The 26839-nt window shown below is 64.0% G+C and carries 28 protein-coding genes and 1 tRNA gene; 10 read left to right on the forward strand and 19 right to left on the reverse strand.

The window, feature by feature from the left end:
• Positions 1-66 precede the first annotated feature (66 nt).
• Both lgt and G410_RS0108560 read left to right on the forward strand, forming a co-directional pair.
• Complete coding sequence (lgt, locus tag G410_RS0108555; protein ID WP_022673240.1) at positions 67-930, forward strand: prolipoprotein diacylglyceryl transferase; 864 nt, start codon at positions 67-69, stop codon at positions 928-930.
• The gene (locus tag G410_RS0108560; RefSeq protein ID WP_022673241.1) at positions 923-1999 is read left to right on the forward strand and encodes a class I SAM-dependent methyltransferase; all 1077 of its coding nucleotides are present in this window, start codon (positions 923-925) and stop codon (positions 1997-1999) included. The genes lgt and G410_RS0108560 overlap by 8 nt, the downstream gene beginning before the upstream one ends.
• Here G410_RS0108560 and G410_RS0108565 read toward each other — a convergent pair.
• From G410_RS0108565 to pepN, 7 genes are all read right to left on the reverse strand, one after another.
• Positions 1996-2580, reverse strand: a complete 585-nt coding sequence (locus tag G410_RS0108565) for an ABC-type transport auxiliary lipoprotein family protein (RefSeq protein ID WP_022673242.1) — start codon at positions 2578-2580, stop codon at positions 1996-1998. The genes G410_RS0108560 and G410_RS0108565 overlap by 4 nt on opposite strands.
• An 8-nt stretch (positions 2581-2588) precedes the next feature.
• The gene (locus tag G410_RS0108570; RefSeq protein WP_022673243.1) at positions 2589-3533 is read right to left on the reverse strand and encodes an MlaD family protein; all 945 of its coding nucleotides are present in this window, start codon (positions 3531-3533) and stop codon (positions 2589-2591) included.
• 10 nt (positions 3534-3543) lie between these two features.
• Positions 3544-4419, reverse strand: a complete 876-nt coding sequence (locus tag G410_RS0108575) for an ABC transporter ATP-binding protein (RefSeq protein WP_022673244.1) — start codon at positions 4417-4419, stop codon at positions 3544-3546.
• Positions 4416-5522 (reverse strand): MlaE family ABC transporter permease, encoded by a 1107-nt coding sequence (locus tag G410_RS0108580; RefSeq protein WP_022673245.1) that lies wholly within the window; start codon positions 5520-5522, stop codon positions 4416-4418. Before G410_RS0108580 ends, G410_RS0108575 begins: the two co-directional genes overlap by 4 nt.
• A 51-nt stretch (positions 5523-5573) precedes the next feature.
• Entirely contained in the window at positions 5574-6905 is a 1332-nt protein-coding gene (locus G410_RS0108585) for a cystathionine gamma-synthase family protein (RefSeq protein ID WP_022673246.1), read from the reverse strand.
• A 259-nt stretch (positions 6906-7164) separates the two neighbouring features.
• Positions 7165-7929, reverse strand: coding sequence for a peptidoglycan editing factor PgeF (gene pgeF / locus G410_RS0108590; protein WP_022673247.1), 765 nt, complete (start codon positions 7927-7929; stop codon positions 7165-7167).
• Between the two features lie 9 nt (positions 7930-7938).
• Complete coding sequence (pepN, locus tag G410_RS0108595) at positions 7939-10548, reverse strand: aminopeptidase N (protein ID WP_022673248.1); 2610 nt, start codon at positions 10546-10548, stop codon at positions 7939-7941.
• 67 nt (positions 10549-10615) lie between these two features.
• On the opposite strand from pepN, the gene G410_RS0108600 reads away from it, so the two are divergent.
• The gene (locus G410_RS0108600) at positions 10616-11416 is read left to right on the forward strand and encodes a Rossmann-fold NAD(P)-binding domain-containing protein (RefSeq protein WP_211215005.1); all 801 of its coding nucleotides are present in this window, start codon (positions 10616-10618) and stop codon (positions 11414-11416) included.
• Here G410_RS0108600 and G410_RS0108605 read toward each other — a convergent pair.
• From G410_RS0108605 to G410_RS0108620, 4 genes are all read right to left on the reverse strand, one after another.
• Positions 11413-12372: a DMT family transporter gene (locus G410_RS0108605; protein ID WP_022673250.1), complete on the reverse strand. Its 960-nt coding sequence runs from the start codon at positions 12370-12372 to the stop codon at positions 11413-11415. The two genes, G410_RS0108600 and G410_RS0108605, sit on opposite strands and share 4 nt — an antisense overlap.
• Complete coding sequence (locus tag G410_RS0108610) at positions 12369-13376, reverse strand: threonine aldolase family protein (protein ID WP_022673251.1); 1008 nt, start codon at positions 13374-13376, stop codon at positions 12369-12371. The genes G410_RS0108605 and G410_RS0108610 overlap by 4 nt, the downstream gene beginning before the upstream one ends.
• 44 nt (positions 13377-13420) lie before the next feature.
• Positions 13421-13669, reverse strand: coding sequence for a GIY-YIG nuclease family protein (locus tag G410_RS0108615; protein WP_211215006.1), 249 nt, complete (start codon positions 13667-13669; stop codon positions 13421-13423).
• Between the two features lie 94 nt (positions 13670-13763).
• Positions 13764-13838, reverse strand: a tRNA-Thr gene (locus tag G410_RS0108620).
• Between the two features lie 117 nt (positions 13839-13955).
• Here G410_RS0108620 and G410_RS18390 point away from each other — a divergent pair.
• Positions 13956-14090: a hypothetical protein gene (locus G410_RS18390; RefSeq protein ID WP_281163336.1), complete on the forward strand. Its 135-nt coding sequence runs from the start codon at positions 13956-13958 to the stop codon at positions 14088-14090.
• Positions 14091-14100: 10 nt separating this feature from the next.
• Here G410_RS18390 and G410_RS0108630 read toward each other — a convergent pair whose 3' ends face one another.
• From G410_RS0108630 to G410_RS0108640, 3 genes are all read right to left on the reverse strand, one after another.
• Positions 14101-14553 (reverse strand): acyl-CoA thioesterase, encoded by a 453-nt coding sequence (locus tag G410_RS0108630; protein ID WP_033317526.1) that lies wholly within the window; start codon positions 14551-14553, stop codon positions 14101-14103.
• A 94-nt stretch (positions 14554-14647) separates the two neighbouring features.
• On the reverse strand, positions 14648-16432 hold the full coding sequence (locus G410_RS0108635; protein ID WP_028971254.1) for an aminopeptidase P family protein: 1785 nt from the start codon (positions 16430-16432) through the stop codon (positions 14648-14650).
• A 169-nt stretch (positions 16433-16601) separates the two neighbouring features.
• Positions 16602-16895 (reverse strand): GIY-YIG nuclease family protein, encoded by a 294-nt coding sequence (locus G410_RS0108640; RefSeq protein WP_022673256.1) that lies wholly within the window; start codon positions 16893-16895, stop codon positions 16602-16604.
• Between the two features lie 130 nt (positions 16896-17025).
• Between G410_RS0108640 and G410_RS0108645 the strand changes: the two genes are divergently transcribed.
• Entirely contained in the window at positions 17026-19095 is a 2070-nt protein-coding gene (locus tag G410_RS0108645; protein ID WP_022673257.1) for a S9 family peptidase, read from the forward strand.
• Entirely contained in the window at positions 19092-19484 is a 393-nt protein-coding gene (locus G410_RS0108650; protein ID WP_022673258.1) for an acyl-CoA thioesterase, read from the forward strand. The genes G410_RS0108645 and G410_RS0108650 overlap by 4 nt, the downstream gene beginning before the upstream one ends.
• 63 nt (positions 19485-19547) lie before the next feature.
• On the opposite strand, the gene G410_RS0108655 is transcribed toward G410_RS0108650, so the two are convergent.
• The 3 genes from G410_RS0108655 to G410_RS0108665 all read right to left on the reverse strand — a co-directional run bounded on the left by G410_RS0108655 (position 19548) and on the right by G410_RS0108665 (position 21244).
• Positions 19548-20156 (reverse strand): sigma-70 family RNA polymerase sigma factor, encoded by a 609-nt coding sequence (locus G410_RS0108655; protein ID WP_051137246.1) that lies wholly within the window; start codon positions 20154-20156, stop codon positions 19548-19550.
• 62 nt (positions 20157-20218) lie between these two features.
• Positions 20219-20371 carry a hypothetical protein gene (locus G410_RS18175; RefSeq protein ID WP_022673260.1) on the reverse strand — a complete coding sequence of 51 codons (153 nt, stop codon included), beginning with the start codon at positions 20369-20371 and terminating at the stop codon, positions 20219-20221.
• Positions 20372-20443: 72 nt separating this feature from the next.
• On the reverse strand, positions 20444-21244 hold the full coding sequence (locus G410_RS0108665; RefSeq protein ID WP_033317527.1) for a response regulator: 801 nt from the start codon (positions 21242-21244) through the stop codon (positions 20444-20446).
• Between the two features lie 216 nt (positions 21245-21460).
• On the opposite strand from G410_RS0108665, the gene G410_RS0108670 reads away from it, so the two are divergent.
• The gene (locus G410_RS0108670; protein ID WP_022673262.1) at positions 21461-21673 is read left to right on the forward strand and encodes a NepR family anti-sigma factor; all 213 of its coding nucleotides are present in this window, start codon (positions 21461-21463) and stop codon (positions 21671-21673) included.
• Here the strand turns inward: G410_RS0108670 and G410_RS0108675 are convergent.
• Entirely contained in the window at positions 21657-22802 is a 1146-nt protein-coding gene (locus G410_RS0108675; RefSeq protein WP_022673263.1) for a PAS domain-containing sensor histidine kinase, read from the reverse strand. The two genes, G410_RS0108670 and G410_RS0108675, sit on opposite strands and share 17 nt — an antisense overlap.
• 314 nt (positions 22803-23116) lie before the next feature.
• Between G410_RS0108675 and G410_RS0108680 the strand changes: the two genes are divergently transcribed.
• Positions 23117-24100 carry a DNA topoisomerase IB gene (locus G410_RS0108680; RefSeq protein WP_245559320.1) on the forward strand — a complete coding sequence of 328 codons (984 nt, stop codon included), beginning with the start codon at positions 23117-23119 and terminating at the stop codon, positions 24098-24100.
• A gap of 92 nt (positions 24101-24192) precedes the next feature.
• Here G410_RS0108680 and G410_RS16160 read toward each other — a convergent pair whose 3' ends face one another.
• Positions 24193-24369, reverse strand: a complete 177-nt coding sequence (locus G410_RS16160) for a hypothetical protein (RefSeq protein ID WP_022673265.1) — start codon at positions 24367-24369, stop codon at positions 24193-24195.
• Positions 24370-24513: 144 nt separating this feature from the next.
• On the opposite strand from G410_RS16160, the gene G410_RS0108690 reads away from it, so the two are divergent.
• Together G410_RS0108690 and G410_RS0108695 are read left to right on the forward strand one after the other, a co-directional pair.
• The gene (locus G410_RS0108690; RefSeq protein ID WP_022673266.1) at positions 24514-25458 is read left to right on the forward strand and encodes a M48 family metalloprotease; all 945 of its coding nucleotides are present in this window, start codon (positions 24514-24516) and stop codon (positions 25456-25458) included.
• Between the two features lie 2 nt (positions 25459-25460).
• Positions 25461-26744 carry an RsmB/NOP family class I SAM-dependent RNA methyltransferase gene (locus G410_RS0108695; RefSeq protein ID WP_028971260.1) on the forward strand — a complete coding sequence of 428 codons (1284 nt, stop codon included), beginning with the start codon at positions 25461-25463 and terminating at the stop codon, positions 26742-26744.
• Positions 26745-26839 lie beyond the last annotated feature (95 nt).

The following is a 26839-nucleotide window of genomic DNA, read 5'->3' on the forward strand; positions in this document are numbered from 1 at the left end:
TCTCTCCTATTGGCCTCTTGAGCTTTCCCTCTATATGAAGCCGAACCGCTCCGGGGGAAAGAGCCCATGCTATCGATGCTTGCCGAAGCTGGCAGCTATCTCAATTACAGCGAGCTTGGCCTCGATCCGGTTGCACTGGATCTGGGGTTTTTTCAGCTACGCTGGTATTCGCTTGCCTATCTGGCAGGCATCCTGATCGGCTATTGGTATCTCACCAAGCTGGTCGACGCCCCAGGCGCCCCGATGGCGCGCCGGCATGCCGACGATATGATCTTCTACGCTACCCTCGGTATCATTCTCGGCGGACGGATCGGATATATCCTGTTCTATCAGCCCAGCCTCATGAACAATCCGCTGGATATGTTCAAAGTGTGGGAGGGGGGCATGTCGCTGCATGGTGGCGCGCTCGGCACCATCGTGGCGATCTTCATCTTTTCACGCGTGCACAAGCTGCAATTCCTGCGCATCTGCGACTATATCGCCTGCTGCATTCCCTTCGGCCTGTTTTTCGGTCGGCTTGCCAATTTCGTGAATGGCGAGCTGTGGGGCCGGGCGACCGATGTGCCTTGGGCCATGATCTTTCCGACCGGGGACGGTGTGCCCCGCCATCCCAGCCAGTTATACGAGGCGGGGCTGGAAGGCCTGCTGCTGTTTGCGATTCTGTGGCTGCTCTTCTGGAAAAGCCAGGCGCGATACAAACCCGGTTTGCTGATGGGGACCACGGCCATCGTTTACGGTGCCTCGCGCTTTTTTGTCGAATTCTTCCGCCAGCCGGATGCGCAATTGCTGGACTTTGCGCAGCGAACCGGCCTCAGCATGGGCCAGTGGCTAACCATTCCGATGATCCTGATCGGTCTGTATCTGGTACTGACAGCCAAAGGCCGCCGCCAGCGGATCGAACCGATTGCGGGACAGGACAGCGTTGCCTGACGGCGTAACGCTATCCGATCAGCTACGGCGGCAGATCAAGGCTTCCGGCCCCATCGGCATGGCGGACTATATGCGGCGCGCAAACGCCGTCTATTATGCTGCGTCCGACCCCTTTGGAGCAGATGGCGACTTTGTCACAGCGCCGGAAATCAGCCAGATGTTCGGCGAACTCGTCGGCTTGTGGATTGCCGATCTCTGGATGCGTGCGCAAAAGCCGGCCGATAGCTGCTATGTCGAGCTTGGCCCAGGGCGTGGAACGCTGGCAGCCGATGCGCTGCGCTCTACGGCGGCGTTCGGATTTGCGCCTGAGGTAGCGTTTATCGAGACCAGCCCGGTGCTGCGCGCGCGGCAGACCGCGGCGGTGCCCAAGGCCCGCTTCTATGACGGCGTGGACGATCTGCCGCAGCATGGGCCACTCCTGGTGGTGGCCAATGAGTTCTTCGATGCGCTACCGATACGCCAGATGGTCAAGACGGCCGGCGGATGGCGCGAACGCATGGTGACACTCGATAGCGCCGGCAGCTTCTCGCTGATCGCTGGCGAACAGCCGGTCGATCCGCTGATCCCGGCAGACGTGCGCGCGGCACCGATCGGCACCGTCTTCGAACATGCGCCGGATGCCGCCGCCATCCTGTACGCACTGGCCCGGCGGATCGAGGCGCAGGGCGGCGCGCTGCTGATCATCGACTATGGCTATGACGCCCTGGGCGTTGGCGAGACGCTGCAGGCGGTCAAGAACCACCGACCAGCATCACTCTTCGAGGCGCCGGGAACGGCGGATCTGACGGCGCATGTCAGCTTCCACGAGCTCGCCCATATCGGCAGCGCGGCTGGGCTTCGGGTTTCGGGACCTGTGGGTCAGGGAGACTTTTTGCGCGCGATGGGCATTGAAGCCAGAGCGCAAGCCTTGGTGAGGAACGCTCCCGACAAGGCCGCCGATGTCGAGGCCGCGCTGCGACGGCTGACGGACCCGCAGGAGATGGGAGAGCTTTTCCGGGTGCTCGCCATCAGCGCGGCGGACTGGACCCGGCCTGAAGGGTTCGGGCCGGAAGATCCTGGGGCCGCCTAGCCGGCGATCCAGCTGGCGACGGCCTGGGCCACCTCGTTGGCGGCACCGTTCAACGCTTCGCCGGCTGGCCCCGGCTTGATCTCATAGACCGGCCGCGTGGCGCTGAACCGTTGCGTCTCGACCCGGTCGCCCGGCAGCTGCCGGACCGCATCGAAGGTGACGATGGCCTGACGGCTCGGCTCGTCGATGCCGAAACGGACGAGCTCGCCTGCCAGAATGTCCTGCGATTTGCCGCTGGCGGCCTCTTCGTTCAGCACCAGTCTGCCGCGCGCCGAGATGGTTTCGACGAGCAGGTTCTTGAACAGCCGCGCCGGTTTGTCGGTCCAGTTGGCGTCGGTCAGATAGGTAACGGTGCCGCTGCCGCTGGTGACCGGAATCCGCGTGACATTCAGCGTCTGCGGCGTGCTCGGCACATTGACGATCAGTGCGTTGACGGGGTTGCCCGTCCGCACCGTGCCGGCCTGCACCGCCTGGTCCGGTGTCAACGTGAGCAGGAACGGCGGTGCATCCGGGCCAAAGCTGATGCAACCCGAGAGGAGAACGGCCGGCGCGAGGACGGCGGCTAGGCGTAAAGCTTTCATGGGCATCCTCATTTGGGTTCATAGTCCGGCAATGGCTGCGAGGAGATGAGCGATCCCGCACCGCCCTGCTCGACCTGCTCGGTCAGATTCTTGAGCGACTTGGTGGTGGCCCGCAAATCGCGCACCAGCGTGTTCACTTCCGGCAATGTCTGCTCGGAGAAGGTGGTCACACCGGGCTTGGCTGCCGTCACAGTGTCTTCCAGGGCCTCCATGCTGCGCTGGGCAGACGCCATCGTCTTGCGCAGCTCGGCGGCGATCTGTTGCCCGTCGCTGTTCACCAGCTTGTCCGTGCTGTTGGCCAGATTGCCCAGCTGCTCTGCAGCGTCGCCTGCCTGCGCAATGGCCACACGGGCATCCTTGAGCGCCGCGTTCAACTCCGGTGCCTGCTGGGCGAAACTGGCCGAAATGGATTCCACATTGTTCAGCAACTGCGAGAAGCTTTCCTGATTGTCTTCAGACAATAGCTGGCTGAGCCGCTCGGTCAGGGTCGACAGTCGCTCGACCAGCAGCGGCGCATTGTTCAACAATTCGCCCAGCGCACCGGGCTTGGTGGGAATGACGGGAACACCCTCCGGCCCTTCCTCGACGATCGGCGGGGCGCCCTTGGCCGCGCCGCTCAACTGAATCTCCGAGACGCCGGTAAAGCCGATGCTGCTGATCGTGGCCATCGTGCCCTGCAGGATCGGCACGGCGTCATCGACCGAGATGCGCACGCGCACGAACTCGGGATCGTTTTCCCACAGCCTGATCGCCTTCACCTGGCCCACGGGCACGCCGGAATAGGCCACGCCCGATCCGGTCGCCAGACCGCTCACCGAGCTTTTGAAGAAGATGTCATACTCCTTGCGGTCACCTTCGCCGAAACGGGCCAGCCAGATGATCAGGATCACCGCAGCAGTCACCAGCAGCAGCGTGACCGCGCCAACCAGTACATTATTGGATTTGGTTTCCATCGCCTGTGCCTTATGCCTTGCCGTCCAAGGCGCTGTCTATCGCCTTCTGTTCATTCCGCTTCATGCGCGCATTCTGCTCACTGGCACCGGTTGCGGCGCGCCCGCGCGGTCCGGTGAAATATTCGGTGATCCATTCATGATCCAGCTGGATCAGTTCATCGATCGTGCCCTTGGCGATAACCTTCCGGTCAGCCAGCACCGCCACCCGATCGCAGATCGCATGGAGCGTATCCAGATCATGGGTGATCAGGAAAACGGTAAAGCCCAAGGTGTCCTGCAGGCTCTTGGTCAGCTCATCGAACTTCGCCGCGCCGATCGGGTCCAGCCCGGCCGTGGGTTCATCCAGAAACAATAGATCGGGGTCCATCGCCAGCGCCCGCGCAAGACCGGCGCGCTTCTTCATGCCGCCCGACAGTTCGGACGGATATTTATTGGCCGATTCAGCAGGAAGCCCGACCAGATTGATCTTGTAGCGCGCCAGTTCGTCCAGCAGGCGCGGCGTGAAGTCCGGGTAGAATTCGCGCAGGGGCACTTGCACATTTTCCGCCACCGTCAGCGTGGAGAACAGCGCGCCGCCCTGGAACAGAACGCCCCAGCGCTTGCGCACGTCCTGCGCCTCGGTGCCTTCTTCCTGCACATCGCCTTCGTCTTCGCCCAGCATATTGTGGCCGAACACCTGGATCGACCCGGCATCGGGGTTCTGCAGGCCGATGATAGAGCGCATCAACACCGACTTGCCGGTGCCCGATCCACCGACCACGCCGAGGATCTCGCCGCGGCACACGTCCAGATCCAGCCCCTCGTGGATCACCTGGTTGCCGAAGCTGTTCCTCAGCCCGCGCACCTTGATTACGGTTTCCGGAATGCGAGAGGTGGCGCGTGTCATACCCAGCCCAATGCGCTGAAGAAGACCGCGAAAAAGGCGTCGAGCACGATCACCATGAAGATGGCCTGCACCACGGCTGCCGTGGTCTTTAGCCCCACCTGCTCGGCATCATTTTCCACCTGCAGCCCCTGATAGCAGCCCGATATCGCCACGATCGCGCCGAACACCGGCGCCTTGATCAGCGCGATCCACAGATCGGTAATCGGCGTCACTTCACGCAGGCGCGAAACGAAAGTGGAGGGCGGAATGTCGAGGCCGATCCAGCACAGCAGACCACCGCCCACGATCGCGATGATCGAGGCATAGATCGTCAGCAGCGGCATCATGAGAATGGTGGCGATCACACGGGGCAATACGAGCGCTTCGGTTGGAGAGACGCCGATGGTGCGCATCGCGTCCACTTCCTCGGTCAGCTTCATCGTGCCGATCTGCGCGGCAAAGGCACTGCCCGATCGGCCCGCGACCATGATGGCCGTCATCAGCACTCCCAGCTCACGCAGGGTGAGGCGGCCGACCAGATTGATGGTGAAGATCTCCGCGCCGAACGCGCGCAGTTGCACCGCGCCCTGCTGCGCGATGACCACCCCGATCAGGAAGCTCATCAGCCCGACAATGCCCAGGGCGCGCACGCCCACGACATCGAACCGCTGGATCAAGGCGTGCCAGCGGATGCGGCTGGGATGCATCAGCAGCCGCCCCATGGAGACCACCGTCTGCCCGAAGAAGCCGATCAACCCGATGAAGCTGGTGATGCCGACGATGGTCGCCTCACCCACTTCGGCCAGCATGGCCTGGAAGGGCGGTCCATGCTCACGCTTCAGTTCGACCGGCTCATCAGCCCGTCGCACTTCCTCGATCAGTTGCTGCGCGTCGGCGTCGCCGCCTGTAATCTCGGCATCATTGTCGCGCGCCGTGCGCACGAGCAGCCATGCCCCCACGGTGTCCAGATGCTCGATAGCGGAGATATCCAGCACCGAAACGTCCGGAACATCACGCAGGCGGCGGGAGAGATCGCCTATCTGCGAGATCGACAGACTGCCGGTGAAGACGAGCTGGCGCCCGCCCTCACCATTCTGTTCCTCAAAATCTGCGCGCGCACTCATCACCCGCGCAAATGGACGATTAAAGCCTTGGGCACAAGCGCCAAACCGTTGTTATACCGCGTCCAGCGCCTGGGCAAAATCGGCAATCAGATCATCCGCATCTTCCACGCCGATCGAGATGCGCACCAGATTGTCGGTGATCCCCAGCGCCGCCTTGCGATCGTCCGAGACGGAAATATGCGTCATCGCCGCGGGATGGCTGGCCAGCGTTTCGGTGCCGCCCAGGCTGACCGCCAGCTTGGCGATCTTCAGATTGTCGAGGAAGCGGAAGCTCTCTTCCTCGCCGCCCTTGATGAACACCGAGAAGGTGGACCCGGCGCCCAGGCAGTGGCGTTCGTAAATGTCCTGCTGGCGCGCATCCTCGATCATGCCGAGATAGCCGAGCCCTTCCACCTTGGGATGGGTCTTCAGGAAGGCGCAGACCTTGGCGGCATTCTCGCCGGCGCGGCTCATGCGCAGCTCCACCGTCTCCAAGCTGCGCAGCAGCATCCAGGCGGTGTTGGGATCGGTGATCGTGCCGATGGTGTTGCGCATGGCGCGAATCGGGTCGAGCCAGCGCTTTTCGCCGAGCGCCGCACCGGCCACCAGATCGCTATGCCCACCGACATATTTGGTCAGCGAGTAGAGCACGATGTCCGCACCATGATCGAGCGGGCGCTGCCACAGCGGGCCGAGGAAGGTGTTGTCGATGGCCACCGGCGGCATGTCGTCGCCCGTCCCGAACACGGCGTCGCGCGCGGCGGAGACGCCCTCGATATCGACCAGCGCGTTGGTCGGGTTGGCCGGGCTTTCCAGATAGACCAGCGCCACCTTGGAACCGCGATCGTCCGCGATGTCCTTGGCCTTTTGCAGCATCTCCTGAATGTCCTCCGGCTTCGCACCGGCGGGGAAATCGAGGAAGGTGATGCCGAATTTGGACATGATCTTGGCGATCATCGTCTCGGTCGCCGCATAAAGCGGGCCGCTGTGGACGATCACGTCGTTCTGGCTGACCAGCGCCATCATGGTGGTGGCGATGGCCGACATGCCGCTGGAGAAGACCAGTGCATCCTCGGCCTCTTCCCACACGCTCAGGCGGTCCTCGACGATTTCCTGATTGGGGTTGTTGAAGCGCGAATAGACCAGGCCTTCCGCCCCGCCGGGGCGCTTGCCGGTGATCCCTTCGAAATGGCGCTTGCCCGCCGCCGCGCTTTCGAAAGCGAAGGTGGAGGTCAGGAAGATCGGCGCCTTCAGCGATCCTTCGGACAGCTTGGGATCGAAGCCATGGCCCATCATCAGCGTGGAGGGTTTCAGACGGCGGCCGTCGATCTCCTTCACATCGGGTTTGGGGCGGCGGCGCGGGGTCATGGTGCCAAGCGGCGGGTTCTCGTTATGGTCGCTCATGGAATGGGTCGTCCTGCAATGGTGGGTGCCGCTCGGCTGGGAAGCCGCGGCCTATGTCCACCGATGTAGAGCGCGCGGGCGGCAAGGACAACGCCAGCCGGTTCACACGGGGTCACACTGTCCAGAGACGCAAATGCGGCGGGCCGCGCGGGCATGGCTTTCGGCCCGGCAAAATGCGGAGGTCTTGAGAGGGCGGCGGGAAACGACCATGCCGCCATCCAAGCAGGCGAACCCCTACATTTCCAGCGGCTTGTAGCGCTCAGCGCGCGGGCAAGCCGATCAGCGATAGCTGCCGCCCATAATCGGCCTCGCCGCGATGCGTGGCGCGGCGATAGCTGAAATAGCGGTCCTCCAGCCTGTAGGTATCGCGGCCCACACAGGCGACGCGCGGCACGCCCGCCCGCCCCAGCCGCGCGGCGACATAGCCTTCCAGATCGAACTGGTGATGGTCCGGCTGGCCCGGCGCGAAAAAGGCGTCATTTTGCCCGTCGGCCTCGATGAAGCGCTCGTAAAAGCCCTCGTCCACCTCATAACTGGCCTGCGCGATGCATGGGCCGACAGCGGCGGCGATGCGCGCCCGGTCCGCGCCGAGCGCTTCCATCGCGGCAATGGTGGCATCGGTCACGCCGCCCAGCGCGCCCTTCCATCCAGCATGCGCCGCGCCGATCACGCCCGCTTGTTCGTCCGCCAGCAGCACCGGCGCGCAATCGGCGGTGAGGATGCCGAGCAGCAGCCCCGGTGTGGCCGTGACCATCGCATCGGCCCGGGGCCTCGCATCGGCGGGCAGCGGACCGGTGAGCGTCACCACATCGGCGCCATGCACCTGATACACCGTCTGCAGCGGGGCATCGGGCATGATCGCATCGGCCGCCAGACGGCGGTTTTCGGCCACCGCCAGCGGATCGTCGTCGGAACCGACGCCCACGTTCAGATCGCGGTAGAGCCCGTTGGAGACACCGCCGGTGCGGCCGAGAAAGCCGTGCGGGGTGGAAGCGAGCGTATCGGCGGCCGCGATGTCGATCATGGGTTTGTGCTAGCGCCCCAGACTTTTCAGCACCTGCTCGCTGGTGTCCTTGGACAGGTCCGGCTTGTCGGCAATCCGTTCCAGCTCCGCACGCATCATGGCGGAGCGCTGTTCCTCGAACCGGCGCCAGCGGCCCAGCGTGGGCACGAAGCGGGCGGCAAGCTGGGCGTTCTGGCCGTCCAGCGTCAGGATCAGATCGGCCAGCATGCGATAGCCCTCGCCCGACAGATCGTGGAAGCGCGCCTGATTGGCGGTGAAGCTGCCATAGAGCGAGCGGACGCGATTGGGGTTTTTCAGCGTGAAATCGGGATGCTGGCTGAGCGCCCTGACCGCTTCCATGGTGTCGCCGCGCAGGGACAGCGCCTGCAGGCCGAACCATTTGTCGAGCACCAGCGCATCCTCACGGTAGCGCTGATAGAAGATATCGAGCGCAGCCTCCCGCTTGGGCGATTGCGTGTGCGACAGCGTGGCGAGCGCGGACAGGCGCTGCGTCATATTGTTGGCCTGCTCGAACTGCCCAAAGGCCAGATCCGCGCCGGCGTCCTCATCGGCGGCGGCAATGTAGGACAGGGCCACGGTTTGCAGCCGCCGGGCGGCGCGCGCCTCGGGCTCCAGCGAGAAGGGGATGGCCGCGCAGGCATCATAATGCGCCTGCCAGCGGTCCTGCAAACTGGTCGCCAGCGTCGTGCGCAGCCTGGCGCGCTCGGCATGGATCGCGGCAGGATCGATCAGCAGCATCTGCTCGCCCAGAAAGCTCTCGGCGGGCGGCTGCACCATCTCGGCCAGGAAGGCGCGGCCGATGCCCTCCTCGTCCAGCGCGGCGGCGATAGAATCGACGATCAGCGGCGCATGGCCGCTATCGCCTGCGCCGTCCTGCGACACCGCGCCGACCAGATGGTCGATCATCAGCTGCTGCATCGCCTCGAAGCGGGAGAAGGGATCGTCGTCATGGGCCGAAAGGAACGCCAGATCGGCGGGGTCGCGGCGGCTGTCGAGGATGATCGGCGCGGAGAAACCGCGATTGATCGACAGGACGGGCGCCTCGGCAAAGCCGTCGAAACTCACGGTCTTTTCGGGCGCATCGAGCACCACCAGTTCCTCGCGCAGATTGCGGCCCGTCGCCCGGTCGAACAACGCGATGCGCAGCGGGATCACCATCTCGCTCGGCGCTGGCTCCTCGGTCCCGGCGCCCTTGGTCTGGGAGAGTTTCAGCACCGCCGAATCCCCCTGATGCGACAAGGTGGCCGCGACATGCGGCGTGCCCGCCTCGCTATACCAGCGGCGGAACTGGGTCAGATCGGTCTTGCCACCATCCTCGATCGCGCGGACGAAATCCTCGCAGGTCGCCGCTTCGCCGTCATGCCGGTCGAAATACAGATCGGTGCCCTGCCGGAACCGCTCGGCCCCGATCATGGTCAGCATCATGCGGATGACCTCGGCGCCCTTGTTGTAGATGGTCGCGGTGTAGAAATTCGAGATTTCCATATAGCTGTCGGGCCGGATGGGGTGCGCCAGCGGGCCGCCATCCTCGGGGAACTGCGCGGCGCGCAGGATGCGCACATCCTCGATCCGCTTGACCGGCTCCGATCCCATATGCGCGCTGAACTGCTGATCGCGCAGCACGGTGAAGCCTTCTTTCAGGCTGAGCTGGAACCAGTCCCGGCAGGTGACGCGATTGCCCGACCAGTTGTGGAAATATTCATGGGCGACGACGCCTTCGATACCGTCATAATCATTGTCGGTCGCGGTGTCGGGATCGGCCAGGATATAGCGCGTGTTGAAGATGTTGAGGCCCTTGTTCTCCATCGCGCCCATGTTGAAATCGCTGACGGCGACGATGTTGAAGATGTCCAGGTCATATTCCCGGCCATAGGTCTCCTCGTCCCATTTCATCGAATTTTTCAGCGCGGTCATGGCATGGCCGGTGCGCTCCAGATCGCCCTCGCGCACGAAAATGCCCAGATCGACCTTGCGCCCGCTCATGGTGGTGAAGTGATCGCGATTGACGACGAGATCGCCCGCGACGAGCGCGAACAGATAGCTGGGTTTCAGATGCGGATCGTTCCACACGGCATAATGGCGGCCATTCTCGGTCTCGCCTTCCTCCACCAGATCGCCATTGGACAGCAGCACGGGGAAGGTCCTGGCATCGCCCTCCATCCGCACGGTGTAGCGCGACAGCACGTCGGGCCGGTCGGGATGGAAGGTGATGCGGCGGAAACCCTCCGCCTCGCACTGGGTGCACAGCATGCCATTGGTGGCAAACAGGCCCATCAGCTGCGTGTTGTCCGACGGATTGATGTCCGTGGTAATCGAGACATGATGCGCGTCGGCGGGCAGCGGCAGGATCAGATCGCCATCCTCCATCTGCCAGTCGTTCACCTTTTCACCGTCCACCAGCACGTCCAGCGGCGTGATCCCGTCGCCCTTCAGGCGCAGCGGCTCGCGGTCCGCGCGGTCCGGATTGCGGCGCACGTCCAGCCGCGCATGCACCTTGGTGGATGCCAGCCCGAGATCGAAATCCAGCGCGACATCGGGCACCAGCCATGCGGGCGGGCTGTAATCCTCCCGCCGGATGATGGTGGGCGCTTGGGCGAAGGTTTTCTGTACGTCAGCCATAGTGGAGAGATGTAGGAGCGAAGCAGTTGGTTCCCAAGCGCAAAACTTCACGATAGGTCCACGGCCCATGTCCCGGCACAAACATATGCTCATCTTCGGCCTCGGTTACACCGCATCGCGTCTGGCCGATGCGCTGCGACAGGAAGGCTGGCGGATCGATGCCACCGGCAGCGACGGCAATCTGGATTTCAACGACGCGGCGGCGGTGGGCGCGGCGATGGCGCAGGCCAGCCATATCCTGTCCTCGGTGCCGCCCGATCGCAAGAGCAAGAGCGACGATGTGCTGCTGCGCTATGGCGCGGCGCTGGCGCAGGCGCCCGCGCGCTGGATCGGCTATCTCAGCTCCACCGGCGTCTATGGCGATGCGGCCGGGGCGTGGGTGGACGAAAGCGCCCCCATCGGCGGCGGGCGGCGCAGCGCGCGGGCGGCGGCGGATGCGGACTGGCAGGCTTTGCGGACTGACGTGTCCATCTTTCGCCTGCCGGGCATTTACGGGCCGGGCCGCTCGGCGCTCGACAAGGTGCGCGGGGGCAGCGCGCATCGCATCGATCTGCCGGGGCAGGTGTTCAGCCGCATCCATGTCGACGATATCGTGAGCGCCGTCATCGCCAGCTTCGATGCGCCGCCGGGCCTTTACAATATCGGGGACGACCGCCCGGCCAGCCATAATGCGGTGACCGAGCAGGCCTGCGCGCTGCTGGGCCTGGATCCGCCCCCTTTGCAGACGATGGACGAGGCTGGATTGTCCCAGATGGCGCGCGGTTTCTATGCCGAGAACCGGCGGGTGGCGAACGGCAAGGCCAAGCGCGTGCTGCGCTGGTCCCCGCGCTTTCCGGATTACAAGGCGGGGCTGCGCAGTCTGCTTTAGCCTGCGCTGACACGCGGCGTCCGGGGCGGCCGGGCGCGCATGGCAACCAGCAGGCCGATCAGCGCGATCACGCCGCCCGCCCCTGCCAGCAGCGACCAGCGATAGCCCTCGAACAGGGTGGACAGCGCCATCGCCACCACCGGCACCAGCGTGCTGTTATACGCCGCTTTGCCCGGCCCGATGGCGCGCACGATGCCGAAATAGAGCGGAAAGGTGACCACCGATCCCAGCAGGCCCAGATACAGAATGCCGAGCCAATAGCCGGTGCGCGGATCGATGCTCGGTGGGCCGGCGGTCGCCAGCGCCACGGCGGCGTTGAACAGCACGCCATAGAACATCGCCCAGGCCAGCAGGGTCAGCAAGGGCAGCGCCTGCACCCGCTTGGCGGCCTGCAGCACATTGGCGCAGGAGGCCGACAGGATGCCGCCCACGGTCAGCAAAACGCCATACAGCACGTCCAGCCCGCTGGCCGGCATCGCGCGATATTCCTGCACGAACAGCAGCGATATGCCGCCAATGGCGATGGCGGTGCCGATGAAGAAGCTCGGCTCTAGCTTGCGGCCCAGAAAGACGCGGCCCAGCAGCGCATTGGGCAGCATCAGCAGCGCAAACAGCGTGGCGACCAGGCCCGAGGTCACGAACCGTTCGGCATGATAGACGAAATTGAAGTTCAGCATGAACTGGCTCGCGCCGATCAACAGCGCAAAGACATGGCCCGAACGCGGCAGCAAAAAGGGCTGCCCGCGCACGCGCGCCAGCACGGCCATGCCGATGACCGCCACCGTGAAACGGTAGCAGACCGACCAGGTGGGCGGCACGCTGCTGATCTGATCGCGGATCACGATCCACGTCCCGCCCCATATCAGCGCGACCAGCAGAAAGGGCAGCAGGATGCGCGGGCTGAACAAGGTCAGCTCCGGCCCCTCGTCCGCCGGCGCATCGGCCTTGTCGTTCACAGCGCCGCGATCGCATCGGCGAGCGGCTGCACGTCGCTTGCCTCATGCTGCCAGCTGGTCACCAGCCGGGCCGCGCCCCCCTGCTCGGACATGGCGCCCCAATCGTAGAAATCGAAGCCGCGCGCGCGCAGCCCCGCGGCCTCGCCCGCGCTCAGCGTCAGGAAAATCTCGTTCGCTTCCACCGGATAGAGCAGCCGGTCGCCCGCCGCCTGCGCGATCATGGCCGCGGCGGCATTGGCGGTGCGGGCATTGTCCAGCCACAGATCGTCTTCCAGCATCGCCAGAATCTGCGCGGCCAGATAGCGCCCCTTGCTGAGCAGATGGCCGGCGCGTTTGCGGCGATAATCGGTGGCGGCGTACAGATCGGTATCGAAAAAGACCAAGGCCTCCGCGCTCATCCCGCCATTTTTGACGCAGCCGAAGCTCAGCAGATCGACGCCCTCGGTGATCGCCCGCGCATCGCCGGTCCGCGCCACGGCATTGGCGAAGCGCGCACCGTCCATGTGCAGGGCAAGTCCGCGCTGCTGCGCCAGCCCGGCGATGTCCGCTACCTCCTGCGGCGTATAGACCAGCCCATATTCGGTGGCGTTGGTGATCGAGATGCCGGCCGCCTGCACCTGATGCACATCGGGGCGAATCGCATCGAGCCGCGCGGACAGCGATTCGGCCGTGATCTTGGCCCCGTCTCCGGGCAGCAGCATCAGCTTGGCCCCCGCCGCGAAAAAGCCCGGCGCGCCGGCCTCGTCCATCTCGATATGCGCTTCCTCATGGCACAATATGCCCTGATGCCCCTGGGCCATCGCCGCGCAGGCCAGCGCATTGGCCGCCGTGCCGGTGGTCACCGCCATCGCCCGGCATTCCCGCCCGAACAGCGTGGTGAAGGCTTCGTCCAGCCGGGCCGACCAGCGGTCCCCGTCATAGGCCGTATCGAGGCTGTCCGCATCGCGCATCGCCTCCCAGATCTTGGGGTGCACAGGGGCGGCATTGTCGGAAAAATAGCGCATGCGTGGCGCTTTAGGATTTATGAGCGCGGATCGCTAGGATGTCTTTATCGCAAATGCCGCCGCGCAAAGGCCCGTCCGGAACCACTTTTGAGATAGGTTTCAAAACGCGCCGCCGTGCTGCGGTCTGCGAAGGAATGGCAGGACAGCAGCTTCCACGGAGCGAACTTCGCGCTGTGCGGTGATGCGCCGCGATTATGCTCTTTGATACGCCGGTCCAGATCATCGGTCAGGCCAGTATAAAACTGGTCCGGCGCGGCGATGCTCTGCAGGATATAGACATGGTGCATGGACATGCCGTCGAAGCCCTCCGTCGCCAAGGCTATGGCGGGCAGCCTTCGCCGTGAAACCTCAGGCTGGCTCGCCAGCCATAGCCCGAAGGGCGAAGGCTGGTGCTGCTGGGGAGGATTGAACTCCCGGCCTCACCCTTACCAAGGGTGTGCTCTACCACTGAGCTACAGCAGCCGACCATCATCGCGGAGCCGCAACGGCGCCGGTTGAAGGCGGCCCTATGGGAGCGGGAGGGGCGCAAAGTCAAGGCCAAGCTTGGCGGCCATGCAGGAAATTGCTACGCGCGGCCCCATGGCAGACAAGGTTCAGCAGGAAGACAGGGCGCGGCGGCTGGCCGAACAGATGCGCGCCAATCTGCGGCGGCGCAAGGCGCAGGGCCGCGAAATGAAAACGTCGGACACGCCCAAGGACGACGCCCCGTCCTGAACGAAGCGTGTCAGCGTTGCGGCGACACCGCCTCGAACGCTTCCATTTGGGCAATCAGTTTGTCGGGCAAGGGCAATGGCTTGGGCGTTTGCCCGTCGAACCAGACATTGGTCAGCCGCACGTCCGCAAGATGCTCCGTCCCGCGCATGATGCGGATCAGCAGCGTGAAACTGGTGCGCCCGATGCGCAGGCAGCGCGCGGCAATGGTCAGAATGTCATCCGCTTTGGCCGACCGCAGGAACTCGACCTCGGCATGGCGCACCATCGTTTCGCCGCCATGGCTCTGCAGCCATTTGTCATGATCGCCCAGCCCCGCCGCCGCGCCCAGCGCGCGATAATATTCGGTCACGCCGATATCGGCATAGATCAGATAATTGGCGTTGAAGACGATGCCCTGCATATCCGCCTCATTATAGCGGACGCGGATATCGCTACAGGTGGCGGGCTGGAAATCGGTGAGCATGATCGGCCCCTGTAGAAAAGACAGCTGAAGAAAAGACATCATCCCGGAACACGGTCCGGGATGATGGGGATATCAAAGAGGTCGGTTTGTCCGCTCAGCCGAGCGGCGCGCAGCGGCCCTCGAGCCAGACGCGATCGGCATCGTCCAGCTGCGGGCCGACGATGCCGAGCACCTTGGCATGATAGCCATCGACCCAGGCCTGCTCATCGGCGGTCAGGAGCGCGGGATCGATCAATTCACGCTCCAGCGGCGCAAAGGTGAGCGTTTCGAAGCCCAGCATATCGCGCTCGGCGCCATCGATCTGGCGCTCCTCGACCAGCACCAAGTTCTCGATCCGGATGCCGAAATCGCCTTCCTTGTAATAGCCCGGCTCGTTGGAGCAGATCATGCCCGCCTTCAGCGGCTCGCCGAACCCGCCGAACGCGGCGATGCGCTGCGGCCCTTCATGCACCGCCAGATAGGCGCCCACGCCATGGCCGGTGCCGTGGCCATAATCCACGCCGTCAGCCCAGAGAAACTGCCGTGCCAGCGCATCGAGCGCGCCGCCGGTCGTGCCCTTGGGGAACACCGCAACGTCCAGCGCGATATGCCCCTTCAGCACCTGCGTATAGCGCTTCACCATCTCGTCCGTCGGGGTGCCGATGGCGGCCACGCGCGTCACATCGGTGGTGCCATCGCGATACTGGCCACCCGAATCGCACAGATACAGCTCGCCCAGCTCCAGGTTGCGGTTCGTCTCCTCGGTCACGCTGTAATGCGGCAGCGCGCCGTGCGGGCCGGAGGCGGAGATGGTGTTGAAGCTGATATCCATCAGTGCATCATTCTCGCCGCGCAGTTCGCGCAGCTTGGCCGCGGCGGTCAGCTCGTCCAGCCCGCCCTTGGGCGCGGTCTCGCCGATCCATTTGAGATAGCGCGTCAACGCCACCCCGTCACGGGCCTGCGCGGCGCGGTGCCCGTCGATCTCGGCCTGGTTCTTGATCGCCTTCATCAGCACCGAAGGATCGCGCTTTTCGGAGATATCGGCCCCGGCATTGTCGAGCGCCTCGAAAATCGCGGCGGGCGCGCGCTCCGGGTCGACGGCCACTGACTTGCCCGCCAGATTGGCAAGCGAGGCGGTATAATCGTCATACCCGCGCACCGACACTTCATTGCCCAGATGCGTGCGCACCGCGTCGGTCAGCTTGTCTTCCGCGACGAACAGCGTGGCGGTGCCGTCCGCCTGCACCAGCGCATGGGCGATGGCGACGGGCGTGTTGGCGATGTCTCCGCCGCGAATGTTAAACGTCCAGGCGATCGAATCCAGCGCGGTCAGCACGGTGGCGTCATAGCCTTCGTCCTTGAGCCACGCGGCGATCTCGGCGCGCTTGTCGGCATGCGATTTGCCGGCATATTCCAGCGGCTGCACGTCCAGCTTGGCATCCGGCTTTTCCGGCTGATCGGACCAGACGGCGTCGATGGCATTGCCGTCCACGGCCACCATCTCGGCCCCCTTGCGCGCCGCGGCGGCGATGGCTTCCTCGGCCCATGCGCGGGTGTGCAGCCAGGCATCATAGCCGATCCGGTCGCCTGCCTTGGCGTTGGCGCGGATCCACCCTGTCATGCTGGTGTCGGCCAGCGGCACATAGGCGAACAGCTTTTCATCCACCTGATCGCGCACCTGCACGGTATAGCGCCCGTCCACAAAGATCGCCGCCTGATCCTTCAGCACGATGGCGCTGCCCGCCGATCCGGCAAAGCCGGTCAGCCAGCGCAGACGCTGCGCATAATCGCCGACATATTCCGACAGATGCTCGTCGGCGATCGGCACGACGAAGCCGGTCAGCCCGCGGCGGCCAAGCTCCTCGCGCAAGGCGGCGAGGCGGTTTTCATGGGTCTGCATCAGCATGGCGGCGGCCTTTCGGTGGATTGAATTTGAGCGCAACATAGGGCCTGGCGGGGCATTTCGAAAGGGCAGTGCTTGGGCGACAAGCGCCCTCCGGCAGGCATGGGGTTATGGCTGTCTCGATGCCCTCCATTGGGCCGTCAGTCCTGAGCCTGTCGAAGGACGCCTATCCGGAACGAGCCGGCCGGGCCTTTGCCAAAAGGGATATCGCTTCCCAATCGCTCCGGATCAGGGCTTCCTCCTTGGGCCGCCCCCAACCCTTGATCTGCTTTTCCGCCGCCTGCGCTTCATGCCGCTGCGCAAAATCTTGCGACCAGACCAGCGTCACCGGACGCCGCTTGTAGGTGTAGCCTGTATAAAATCCAGAGCGATGCTCGGCTATACGGCGATCCAGATTATCGGTGTGACCGACATAATAGCTGCCATCATTGCAGCGCAGCATGTAGGTCCAGAAGGCCATTGCCGGAGCTTAGCCGAGAAACGTCCTTCGACAAGCTCAGGACTGACGGAATTTGCGTCGGGCCGATAATTCGCAGCCGGTCGGCAGGGCGCCCTTGCATCCCCCAGCTGCCCCGCGCACATCGCATCCCATGAAAACGCACCACATCCCGCCCCGCGCCGAGCCCCGCCCCGTCACCACCGAGCATCATGGCATTGCCGTCACCGACGATTATGCCTGGCTGCGCGATGCCGGCTACCCCAAGGTCGAGAACCCAGAGGTGCTGGATTATCTGAACCAGGAAAATGCCTGGTTCGAGGCGCATATGGCCCCGCAGCAACCGCTGACCGACACGCTGTTCCAGGAGATGCGCGCGCGCATCAAGGAAGCCGATGAGAGCGTACCGCAAAAGGATGGCGACTGGCTCTATTGGGTCAGCTTCGAGGAAGGCGCGGAATATCGCAAGCATTGGCGCAAGGCCGCCGATGGTTCGGGCGAAGCGCAGCTGATCATGGATGAGCCCGCCATGGCCGAGGGGCTGGACTATTTCAGCCTCGGCGCCGCCTCGATCAGCCCGGACGGCAGGCTGATGGCCTATGCGATCGACGATAACGGGTCCGAGCGCTACACCGCCCGCGTCCGCGATCTGGAGACCGGCCAGGATCTGCCGGACGAAATTCCCGGCACCCTGTCCGATCTTGTCTGGACCGCCGACGGCACGGGCTTTCTCTATTGCCTCGCCAATGATCAGTGGCGCACGGACAATGCAAAACTGCACCGGCTGGGCGACGATCCGGCGGACGATATAGAGCTTTTTCACGAGGAGGACGAAGGCTTCCGCGTCTCCGTTGGCGAAACCAGCTCACGGCGCTTCCTGATCATATCGGCGGGCGATCATGAAACCAGTGAGGTTCGCCTCATCGACGCTGCCGATCCAACGGGGCCGCACATCCTGGTCCGTCCGCGCCAGACCGGCGTGGAATATGATGTCGAGGAGCATGACGGGCTGCTCTATATCCTGACCAACGATGCGCATGTGAACTTCCGCCTCGTCACTGCGCCGCTGGACGATACGTCCCGCTGGACAGCGCTGATCGAAGGATCCGACGATTTCTACATCACCGGCATGGAAGCCTATCGCGATTTCTACGTGATCGAGGGCCGCCGCGCCGGGCTCGACCAGATCGAGATCCGCTATTATGACGATCCTGCCCGCATCGAGCCGGTGGACTTTCCAGAAGAGGCCTTTGTCGCCGGACTGGGCGACAATCCGGAATATGACCAGACGGTGCTGCGCATCGGCTACAACTCCATGGTCACGCCCGGCACGGTGTTCGATTATGATGTGGCCGCCCGCAGCCTGGAAACGCTGAAGGTGCAGGAAATCCCGAGCGGTTACGACGCTTCGCTCTACACCACCGAACGGCTGATGATCACCGCGCGGGACGGGGTGGAGGTGCCGGTATCGATCCTGTACCGCAAGGATCGTGCGAAGCCTGGCCCGCTACACCTATATGGTTATGGCGCATACGGCATGGCGATCCCGCCGGGTTTCTCCACCACCCGCCTCAGCCTGGTCGATCGCGGCTTCGCCTTTGCCATCGCGCATATTCGCGGCGGCGACGATCTGGGGCGCAACTGGTATCTCACCGGCAAGCGCGAGCACCGGATGAACGCGTTTCACGACTTTATCGACTGCGCCAAGGGGCTGATCGATCAGGGTTATACCGAACAGGGCCGCATCTCGATCAGCGGCGGATCGGCGGGCGGCAAGCTGATGGGCGCGGTTATCAATATGGAGCCGGACCTGTTCGGCGCGGTGGTGGCGCATGTGCCGTTCGTGGATGTGCTGGCGACCATGCTCGACAGTTCGCTGCCGCTCACGCCGGGCGAGTTTCCCGAATGGGGCAATCCGGGCACCGACAAGGCCGCGTTCGAGCTGATCCGCAGCTACAGCCCCTATGATAATGTGCGCGCGCAGGCCTATCCGCCGATGCTGGTGACGGCAGGCCTGAACGATCCGCGCGTGACCTATTGGGAGCCGGCCAAATGGGTCGCCCGCCTGCGCGCGACGCGGACGGACGACAATGTCCTGCTGCTCAAGACCAATATGGGCGCAGGCCATGGCGGCAAGTCCGGCCGGTGGGAGAGCCTGAAGGAGACGGCCGAAGAATATGCCTTCATCCTCTGGCAGATGGGCCATGCGGACGCCGCTGCATGAGCGCACCGTTCGAGAAACAGTGGACCGCCGCGCCGGAGGATATCGACGAGCTTGGCCATGTGAACAACGCGGTCTGGGTCACCTGGATTCAGGATATGGCGACATCACATTGGCAGGCGCTGGCCGCGCCGGAACATATCGCTGCCTATTTCTGGGTCGTGACCCGGCATGAGGTGGATTATCGCGGCAATGTGAAGGCGGGCGAGCCGGTGACGGGCCGCACCTGGGTCGACGGCGCGCCGCGCGGCGCGCGGTTCGACCGGCGCGTGGATTTTCTGAATGCCGATGGAAAGCTGATCGTGTCGGCCAAATCCACCTGGGCGATCATCGACCGGGCGACGGGCCGGATCTTGCGGGTGCCGCAAGACGTGGCCGCCAATTTCGTCTGATCGGCTTATTTTGAAAGAAAGCCGGGCCCGGCGTGAACCAGCCCGCGCCGAGCAACGACAGGTCTAGGCGTCTCCGCGCCCGTCCGCGATGGTATCGAGCCGTTCCATCAGCTCTTCGAACGGCTGGCTCTCGCCTTCCTTGGCATCGGGCAGGGGATCGTCGCCGGCCATGATCTCTTCCAGCGCAGTGCGCGCACGGGCCACGCGGCTTTTCACCGTGCCCACGGCCACGCCGGTAATCTCGGCGGCGTCCTTGTAGGAAAAGCCGCCCGCGCCAACCAGGATCAGCGATTCGCGCTGGCCCACGGGCAATTTAGACAGCGCCCGCTGCATGTCCGCCAGCTCGATATGCCGTTCCTGATGCACCGGGCTAACCAGCAGCTTTTCCGCCGCAATCTCGTTCCATTCGCCCTTGAACTTGGAACGGCGCATTTCGGACAGGAACAGGTTGCGCAGGATCACGAAGATCCAGGCGCGGAAATTGGTGCCGGCACGGAAACTGGCGCGTGCGGACCAGGCGCGCAGGAGCGCGTCCTGCACCAGATCGTCGGCAAATTCCGGCTGACTGCCGGTCAAGGACCGCGAAAACGCGCGCAGCTGCGGCAGCACCTCGGTAAGATGCTCGCGAAACTGGTCGTCCGTCAGGACTTCATGTGCCTCTTTGTCGGCCATCAATATGCTTTCACCAACCGCCTGCCCCATTCACCTGCCCCGATTATGGACAGCGACGGTCCTCAGTAAGAACCCGTCATCCAGACGATGCTCAGCGCCACGATGGCGATCACCGTCGAAATTACCAGAACATAGCGTGCAATGTGCGGCGTTGAGCCAGCACGCGCCCGGTCTTTTTCCAAATCGATATCTTCGTTGTTCTGATTATTGTCCATGACAATACCCCTCCTATCCGCTCCGCCTAGATAAGCGGAGCGGTTCTGTCCACAAGATGCAGATTGCCCCGATCAAACAGGAACGTTCATTCCGTCGAAAAACAGCGCCTGTGCAATGGCGGTCTTTACCGTATCGCGTTGGAAGGGCTTGGTGATCAGGAAGGCCGGCTCCGGCTTTTCGCCGGTCAGCAGGCGTTCCGGGAACGCCGTGATGAAGATCACCGGCACATGATGATCGGACAGAATGTCCTTCACCGCGTCGATGCCCGAGCTGTTGTCGGCAAGCTGAATGTCCGCCAGCACGAGCGTGGGATTATGCTCCTTGGCAGCGGCAACCGCTTCATCCCGGGTCACGGCAATCGCCGCGACTTCATGGCCGGATTCCGTGACGATGGTTTCGATGTCCATCGCGATGATCGGCTCATCCTCGATGATCAGCACGCGGGCATGGGTCTGACGGTCGATCTCATCGGTCGCCTCGGCCACCAGCGCGCGCACCCGATCCACATCCTCGTTCAGGAGGATCGCCGCTTCGCTTTCGGTGAACCCTTCCATGGTGGTGAGGAGCAACGCACGGCGGGATTTCGGCGTGAGATCGGCCAGCCGCTTCTGCACGATCATGTCATTGCCGACATCGGCATCGCTGCGCGGACCGGCCTCTTCGCTGATGCGCCAGAAAGCCTCGAAGGTCTTGTAGAGCGCAATCCGCGGCTCGAGATCGGACGGGAATTCCTCCGGCGCATCGACGATGGATTGCAGCGTGGCGCGTACGATTGTGTCGCCCGACTGCTGGCTGCCCGTGAGCGCACGCGCATAGCGGCGAACATATGGAAGATGCGGCGCAAGTTTTTCGCCTAAAGTTTTTTCGCTCATGATATCCCTGAAATCTGAGTTGTTCATCGCCAGCAACCACGCCAACGGCTGGGTTCGGTCCTGTTGTTCCGCCCGGCATGAAACCTTTTGGAGGCCGATTGGTTTCGCCTCCCACCAACAAACTAGCGGCGCGCCCATGGAATGGCAAATGCGCCGCCGCTCCCCGGAGAGAATAAATTGACTGGTCAACACGCCATGCTAGATGCACGTCCCTGAATGACGGACAACGCGAAACCCAAGATGAGCAAGGAACAGGCGATGCCCAGTGCGGAAAACCGGCCTGAAAAGGCTGGATCGGCAGCGGCAGATGGCGCCTCGGCCAATACGGATTCCGATCCGATTGCGCAGGCGTTGCGCAACGCCTATCAATCCACCATCGATGAGGGCGTGCCCGACGATTTCATGGATCTGATCAGAAAGCTCGACTGACCCGGCGCTTGATGCCGGCCGTGAATTCCTGTTCCGGCGGCGCAATGGAACTCAGCGGCAGCTTGATATGCACGGACAGGCCGTCCTCCAGCCATTCCTCGGTTAATTCACCGCGCAGTGCGTTGCGCACGCTCGTCGCGATCAGTCGCGTGCCGAAACCGGGTGTTCCCCGCTCCAGCGCGCCATTGCAGCCCGTTTCGCGCCAGCGCAGATACATCGCCTCGTCGCCCGGCACATTTTCTATCGTCCAGTGAATGGCAAGACGTCCGTCAGGGCAGGACAAGGCCCCGTGCCGCCGGGCATTGGCCGCCAGTTCATGAAGCACCATCGATAGCGCCAGCGAAGACTGCGCCCCCACGGCCACTTCCGGCCCATCGGCCTGGATACGGCCCTGCCGTGGTTCGCGCCCGATCTCCTGCTGCACGAGCAGGCTGAATTCCACCGATTCCCAATTGCGCTCCGTCAGCTTGCCATGGATCGCGGCGAGCGCGCTGATCCGCTCCTTCAGCACGCTGAGCACCTGTTCCTTCGGCCGGTCGGACCGGGCGGCCTGTTCGACAAGCGCCATGACATTGGCGAGCGAGTTTTTCACCCGGTGCTGCAATTCGCGCACCATATGCCGGGCAAACATGTCATGCTGTTCGGCCGACGTGGCATCGTGCACCAGCACGCTCACCCCCCGCACTTCACCATCGCGCAGCACCGGATACCAATCGACATCATAGACATGCGCGCTGGTGCTCTGCTCGTTGAGAAAGCCCGACACCCGGTCATGGCGAATGGCCTTGCCGGTCTTCAGCACCTGATCGATCGACGCGTCTGCCTGGCTGGCAAGGCCGGGCACGATGTCCGACGGCGTCTTGCCGATATGATCTTCCATGGGAATGCCGTTCAGCTCGGCCAGCGCGGCGTTGACCCTGACATGGCGGTGCTCGTCATCGAACTGCGCCAGCCCAATCGGGCTGAACTGATAGAAGGAATCGAATTCGGCGCGGGCTTGCGCCAGCTCGCGGCGCAGCGTGCGCAGCTCCTCATCGCGCTCGGCAAGCTGTTCGCGTAGCCGCGCGGCTTGATCGGCAAGATCGGCCGGACCGGTCTCTTGGCCTGTCTTGGATTGGTCGCGGCTCATATGCCTCGCTCGCTTCGTCTGTCGATCGAATTAATTGGCTTGTACATACAATACGCTCAGCCCCGCTTTAAGGGTCCGGGCGCCCCGGTGATTAATGGCGCTTCCCATAGATATGTGACCCGCCTTTTACTCGCGATGGCCCGATTCCGGAACAGCCCGACATTCGGGCGCACCATGCAGCGCATCAGGGCCAAGGAACGCATCATGTCGCTGCCAGTTTCGTCCAGATGTCGGGTAATTGATGTTTATCGCCTGTCGGTCCCGCGCCGGCACGCAGCGTTCTGGAGAGTTTTGTGGGGCAGGCACTGATATATGTGGATGACGATCTACCGGGGATCAGTCGCCAGAAAAAGGGCAAGGGCTGGTGCTATTTCGATGCTGACGGCAAGCCCATTGCCGACAAGGAAGAAATAGCGCGGCTGAACGCGATCGCCTTTCCGCCGGCTTACCGCGACACATGGTTTTCGCCGGCGCCGAACGGACACATCCTGGCCACAGGATATGACGAGAAGGGCCGCAAGCAATATCGCTACCATCCCGATTTTCGCGCGCAGCGAGAGGGCGAGAAGTTCGAGGCCTGCCGCGCCTTCGGGCACAAGCTTCCCCTGCTGCGGGCGCGGCTGGACGAGGATATGAGCGGCCGCAAGCTGGACCATGACCGTGTGGTGGCGGCCATGGTGCGCCTGCTGGACATCACCGCGATCCGCGTGGGCAATGAGCAATATGCCGAGCGCAATAAAAGCTACGGCGCGACCACGCTGCGCCGCCGCCATGCCAAGCGCACCGGCAGGTCCCTCAATCTGGCGTTCAAGGCCAAGTCCAACAAGCAGCGCGAGGTGGCGATCACCGACCGCACCCTGCTGTCGATCATCAAGAAGATGGACGATCTGCCGGGCCAGCATCTGTTCCAGTATCTCGACGAGGACGGCGATCCGCACCCGGTCTGCAGCAATGATGTGAACGACTATATTCACGACACCATGGGCGATGCGTTTTCCGCCAAGCATTTCCGCACCTGGTCCGCATCGGCCCATGCCTTCGAGCTGCTGGCCGATGGCTCGGGCGAGATGACGCTCAAGGCGGTGATGGAGGATGTGGCGGCGGATCTGGGCAACACGCCGACCATCGCGCGCAACAGCTATGTGCATCCCGCCGTGGTGGATTTGATCAAGGACGGGCAGGAGGCATGGCGCAAGGACCTGCAGCTGCCACGCAAGACCAAATATCTGACGCGCCACGAACGCGGGCTGATCGATTTTCTGGACGGCTGGACCGCCGCCGACATGGTGACGGACTAAGGCCAGGGATCGCGGTTCAGACCGCGATGGCGCTTCCCATGCGGATGAGCACTTTGATCACCATCTTGTCCGATCGGGCCGGACGCAGCGGATCAAAAATCCCAGCAGATGCCTTCATGCTCCCAGTCGCCATAGCGCACCGGGCTGTCGGCGAGCTGCTTCTTGCGCGCCTCGCTCATCGGTTCGGGCTCCGGCACGGGCGGGCTTTTGGGCAGATCCTCGGGCGGATCGAGATGGGCCGGACGTTTGCGGGCGGTGGGCCGAGCCATGAACATGCCTTTCGATGAAAGCGCAGGATTGCGCGGGTCGATGGAAGCGCAGGATTGCACGGGCCGATTGAACGGACCGGCATTTCACCCCATATCTGGGGAGTGGGGCGTTCCCGATCAAGCGGGGTGGCAAAGAGGAATGGCATGAATCAGTTCAAGACGATGATGCTGCTGGCAGCGCTGACCGCGTTGTTCATGGCGCTGGGGTTCGCCATCGGCGGGCCGAAGGGCGCGCTGTTCGCGCTGGTTCTGGCGGCGGGCATGAACCTGTTTACCTATTGGAATGCGGACAAGATGGTGCTGCGCATGCACAATGCGCGGGAAGTGGACCGGCAGAGCGCGCCCGAATTTTACGGGCTGGTTGCCAATCTGGCGCAGCGCGCCGGGATGCCGGTGCCCAAGGTCTATATCGTCGATGATCCGCACCCCAATGCCTTTGCCACCGGGCGCGACCCCGAACATGCCGCCGTCGCCGCCACCAGTGGGCTGCTGGCCATGCTGGATCGTGACGAGATTGCCGGTGTGATGGCGCATGAGCTGGGCCATGTGAAAAACCGCGACACGCTGATCATGACCATGGTCGCCACTATTGCCGGGGCCGTGGCGATGATCGCCAATTTCGGTTTGTTCTTTCGTGATCGCAGCGCCGGCATAGCGGGCCTGGCCGCTGTCATCATGGCGCCCTTCGCCGCCATGATCGTGCAGATGGCGATCAGCCGCACGCGCGAATATGGCGCGGACAAGGCCGGGGCGGAGATCAGCGGCAATCCGCATGCCCTTGCCAGCGCCCTGGAAAAAATCTCCCGCGGGGCGCAGACCATTCCCAATCGCGCGGCGCAGCGCAATCCCGCAGCGGCGCAGCTCTATATCGTACCGATCGGCCTGAAACAGATGTTCTCCACCCATCCTGCGACCGAACAGCGCATCGCCAAATTGCGCGCCATGGGCGGCGCACCGCATAGGCCCGATGTGCAGCGGCTGCGCGCGGACATGTATGGCAAACGCCTGCCCGATGCGGCGGCGATTCCGGTGACGCGCAAGACCGGCGGGGGCCGTAGTGCGCTCGATCCGCTCGGCCGCGGACGTTGACCATGCCAGCAGCCAAAGCGGCGCCCGTCGAAGGACTGGCGGCCCGCCGTGCCGCCCTGCGCCTGCTGGATGCCGTTCTGCGGCGCGGGGAATCGCTGGATCAGGCCATGAGCGGCGCCGTGAAAGGCATCGGGCGCGGCGATGACCGTGCCTTGGTGCTGGCCATCATTTCCGAAACGCTGCGCCGCCTGCCCGATCTCGATGCGCTGATCGACAGCGCCACGCAGCGCCCGCTGCCGGACGATGCCAAGGCGCGCAGCGTTTTGCGGATCGCTCTGGTGCAGGCGCTGGTGCTCGGCACACCGCAACATGCCGCGATCAGCACCGCGTTGCCGCTCGTGGTCGGCGGGCCGCGGCGGCTGGTGCACGGCGTGTTCGGCACGCTGATGCGCAAGCAGGCGAAGCTGCCCGACGTCCCCGCCTTGCCGCAGACGGTGGCCGATCGCTGGCAGGCCGCCTGGGGGCCGGAGATGGTGGAGGCCGCCGCGCGCGCCATTGCCGCCCCGCCCCCACTCGATCTGACGCTGAAACAGGGCGAGGATGCCGCCAGTTGGGCGGACAGGCTCGGCGGCCAGACCCTGGCCCCAAATCATGTCCGCCTGCCGCGCGGGAGCGAGCTGACCAGCCTGCCCGGCTTCGACGAGGGCCAGTGGTGGGTGCAGGACATTGCCGCCAGCCTGCCCGCCCGCCTGATGGGAGACGGCGCAGGCCGCCCTGTGCTGGACCTGTGCGCCGCGCCCGGTGGCAAGACCATGCAGCTGGCCGCTGCCGGCTGGGACGTCACGGCGCTGGACCAGTCCGCCAAACGGCTCGGCAGATTGTCGGAAAATCTTGCGCGCACCGGGCTGACCGCCACCATGGTGACTGCCGACGCGCTCGACTTTACGCCGGACCGGGCCTTCGATGCGGTGCTGCTCGACGCCCCATGCACGGCCACGGGCATTTTCCGCCGCCACCCCGATGTGCTCCACCGCATCGGCGCGCGCGATATTGCCGAGCGCGCCGAATTGCAGGCCGCGCTGCTCGACCGGGCGGCACAGGCGGTGAAGCCCGGCGGCGTGCTGGTCTATGCCGTCTGCTCGCTGGAACCGGAAGAAGGCGAGGAGCAGGCGCGCGCCTTCCTGTCGCGCCATGCGGGCTTCATCACCGATGCGATCGGCAGCGATGAACTGCCCGATGGCATCGCGGCGGGCGAGCATGGCTGGCTTCGCACCTTGCCGACCATGCTGGCGGACCAGGGGCGGATGGACGGATTTTTCGTCGCGCGGTTCCGGCGGACCGACTGATCGAAACTGGCTGACGCTGCCGCCAGGGCCAGCTATCCCCGATCTTTGCCCGCATTATCCACAGGGCTCTTTGGCGCAGGCGTTGCGATGTCTGT

Source organism: Novosphingopyxis baekryungensis DSM 16222 (genome assembly GCF_000420305.1).
Taxonomy (GTDB): Bacteria; Pseudomonadota; Alphaproteobacteria; order Sphingomonadales; family Sphingomonadaceae; genus Novosphingopyxis; species Novosphingopyxis baekryungensis.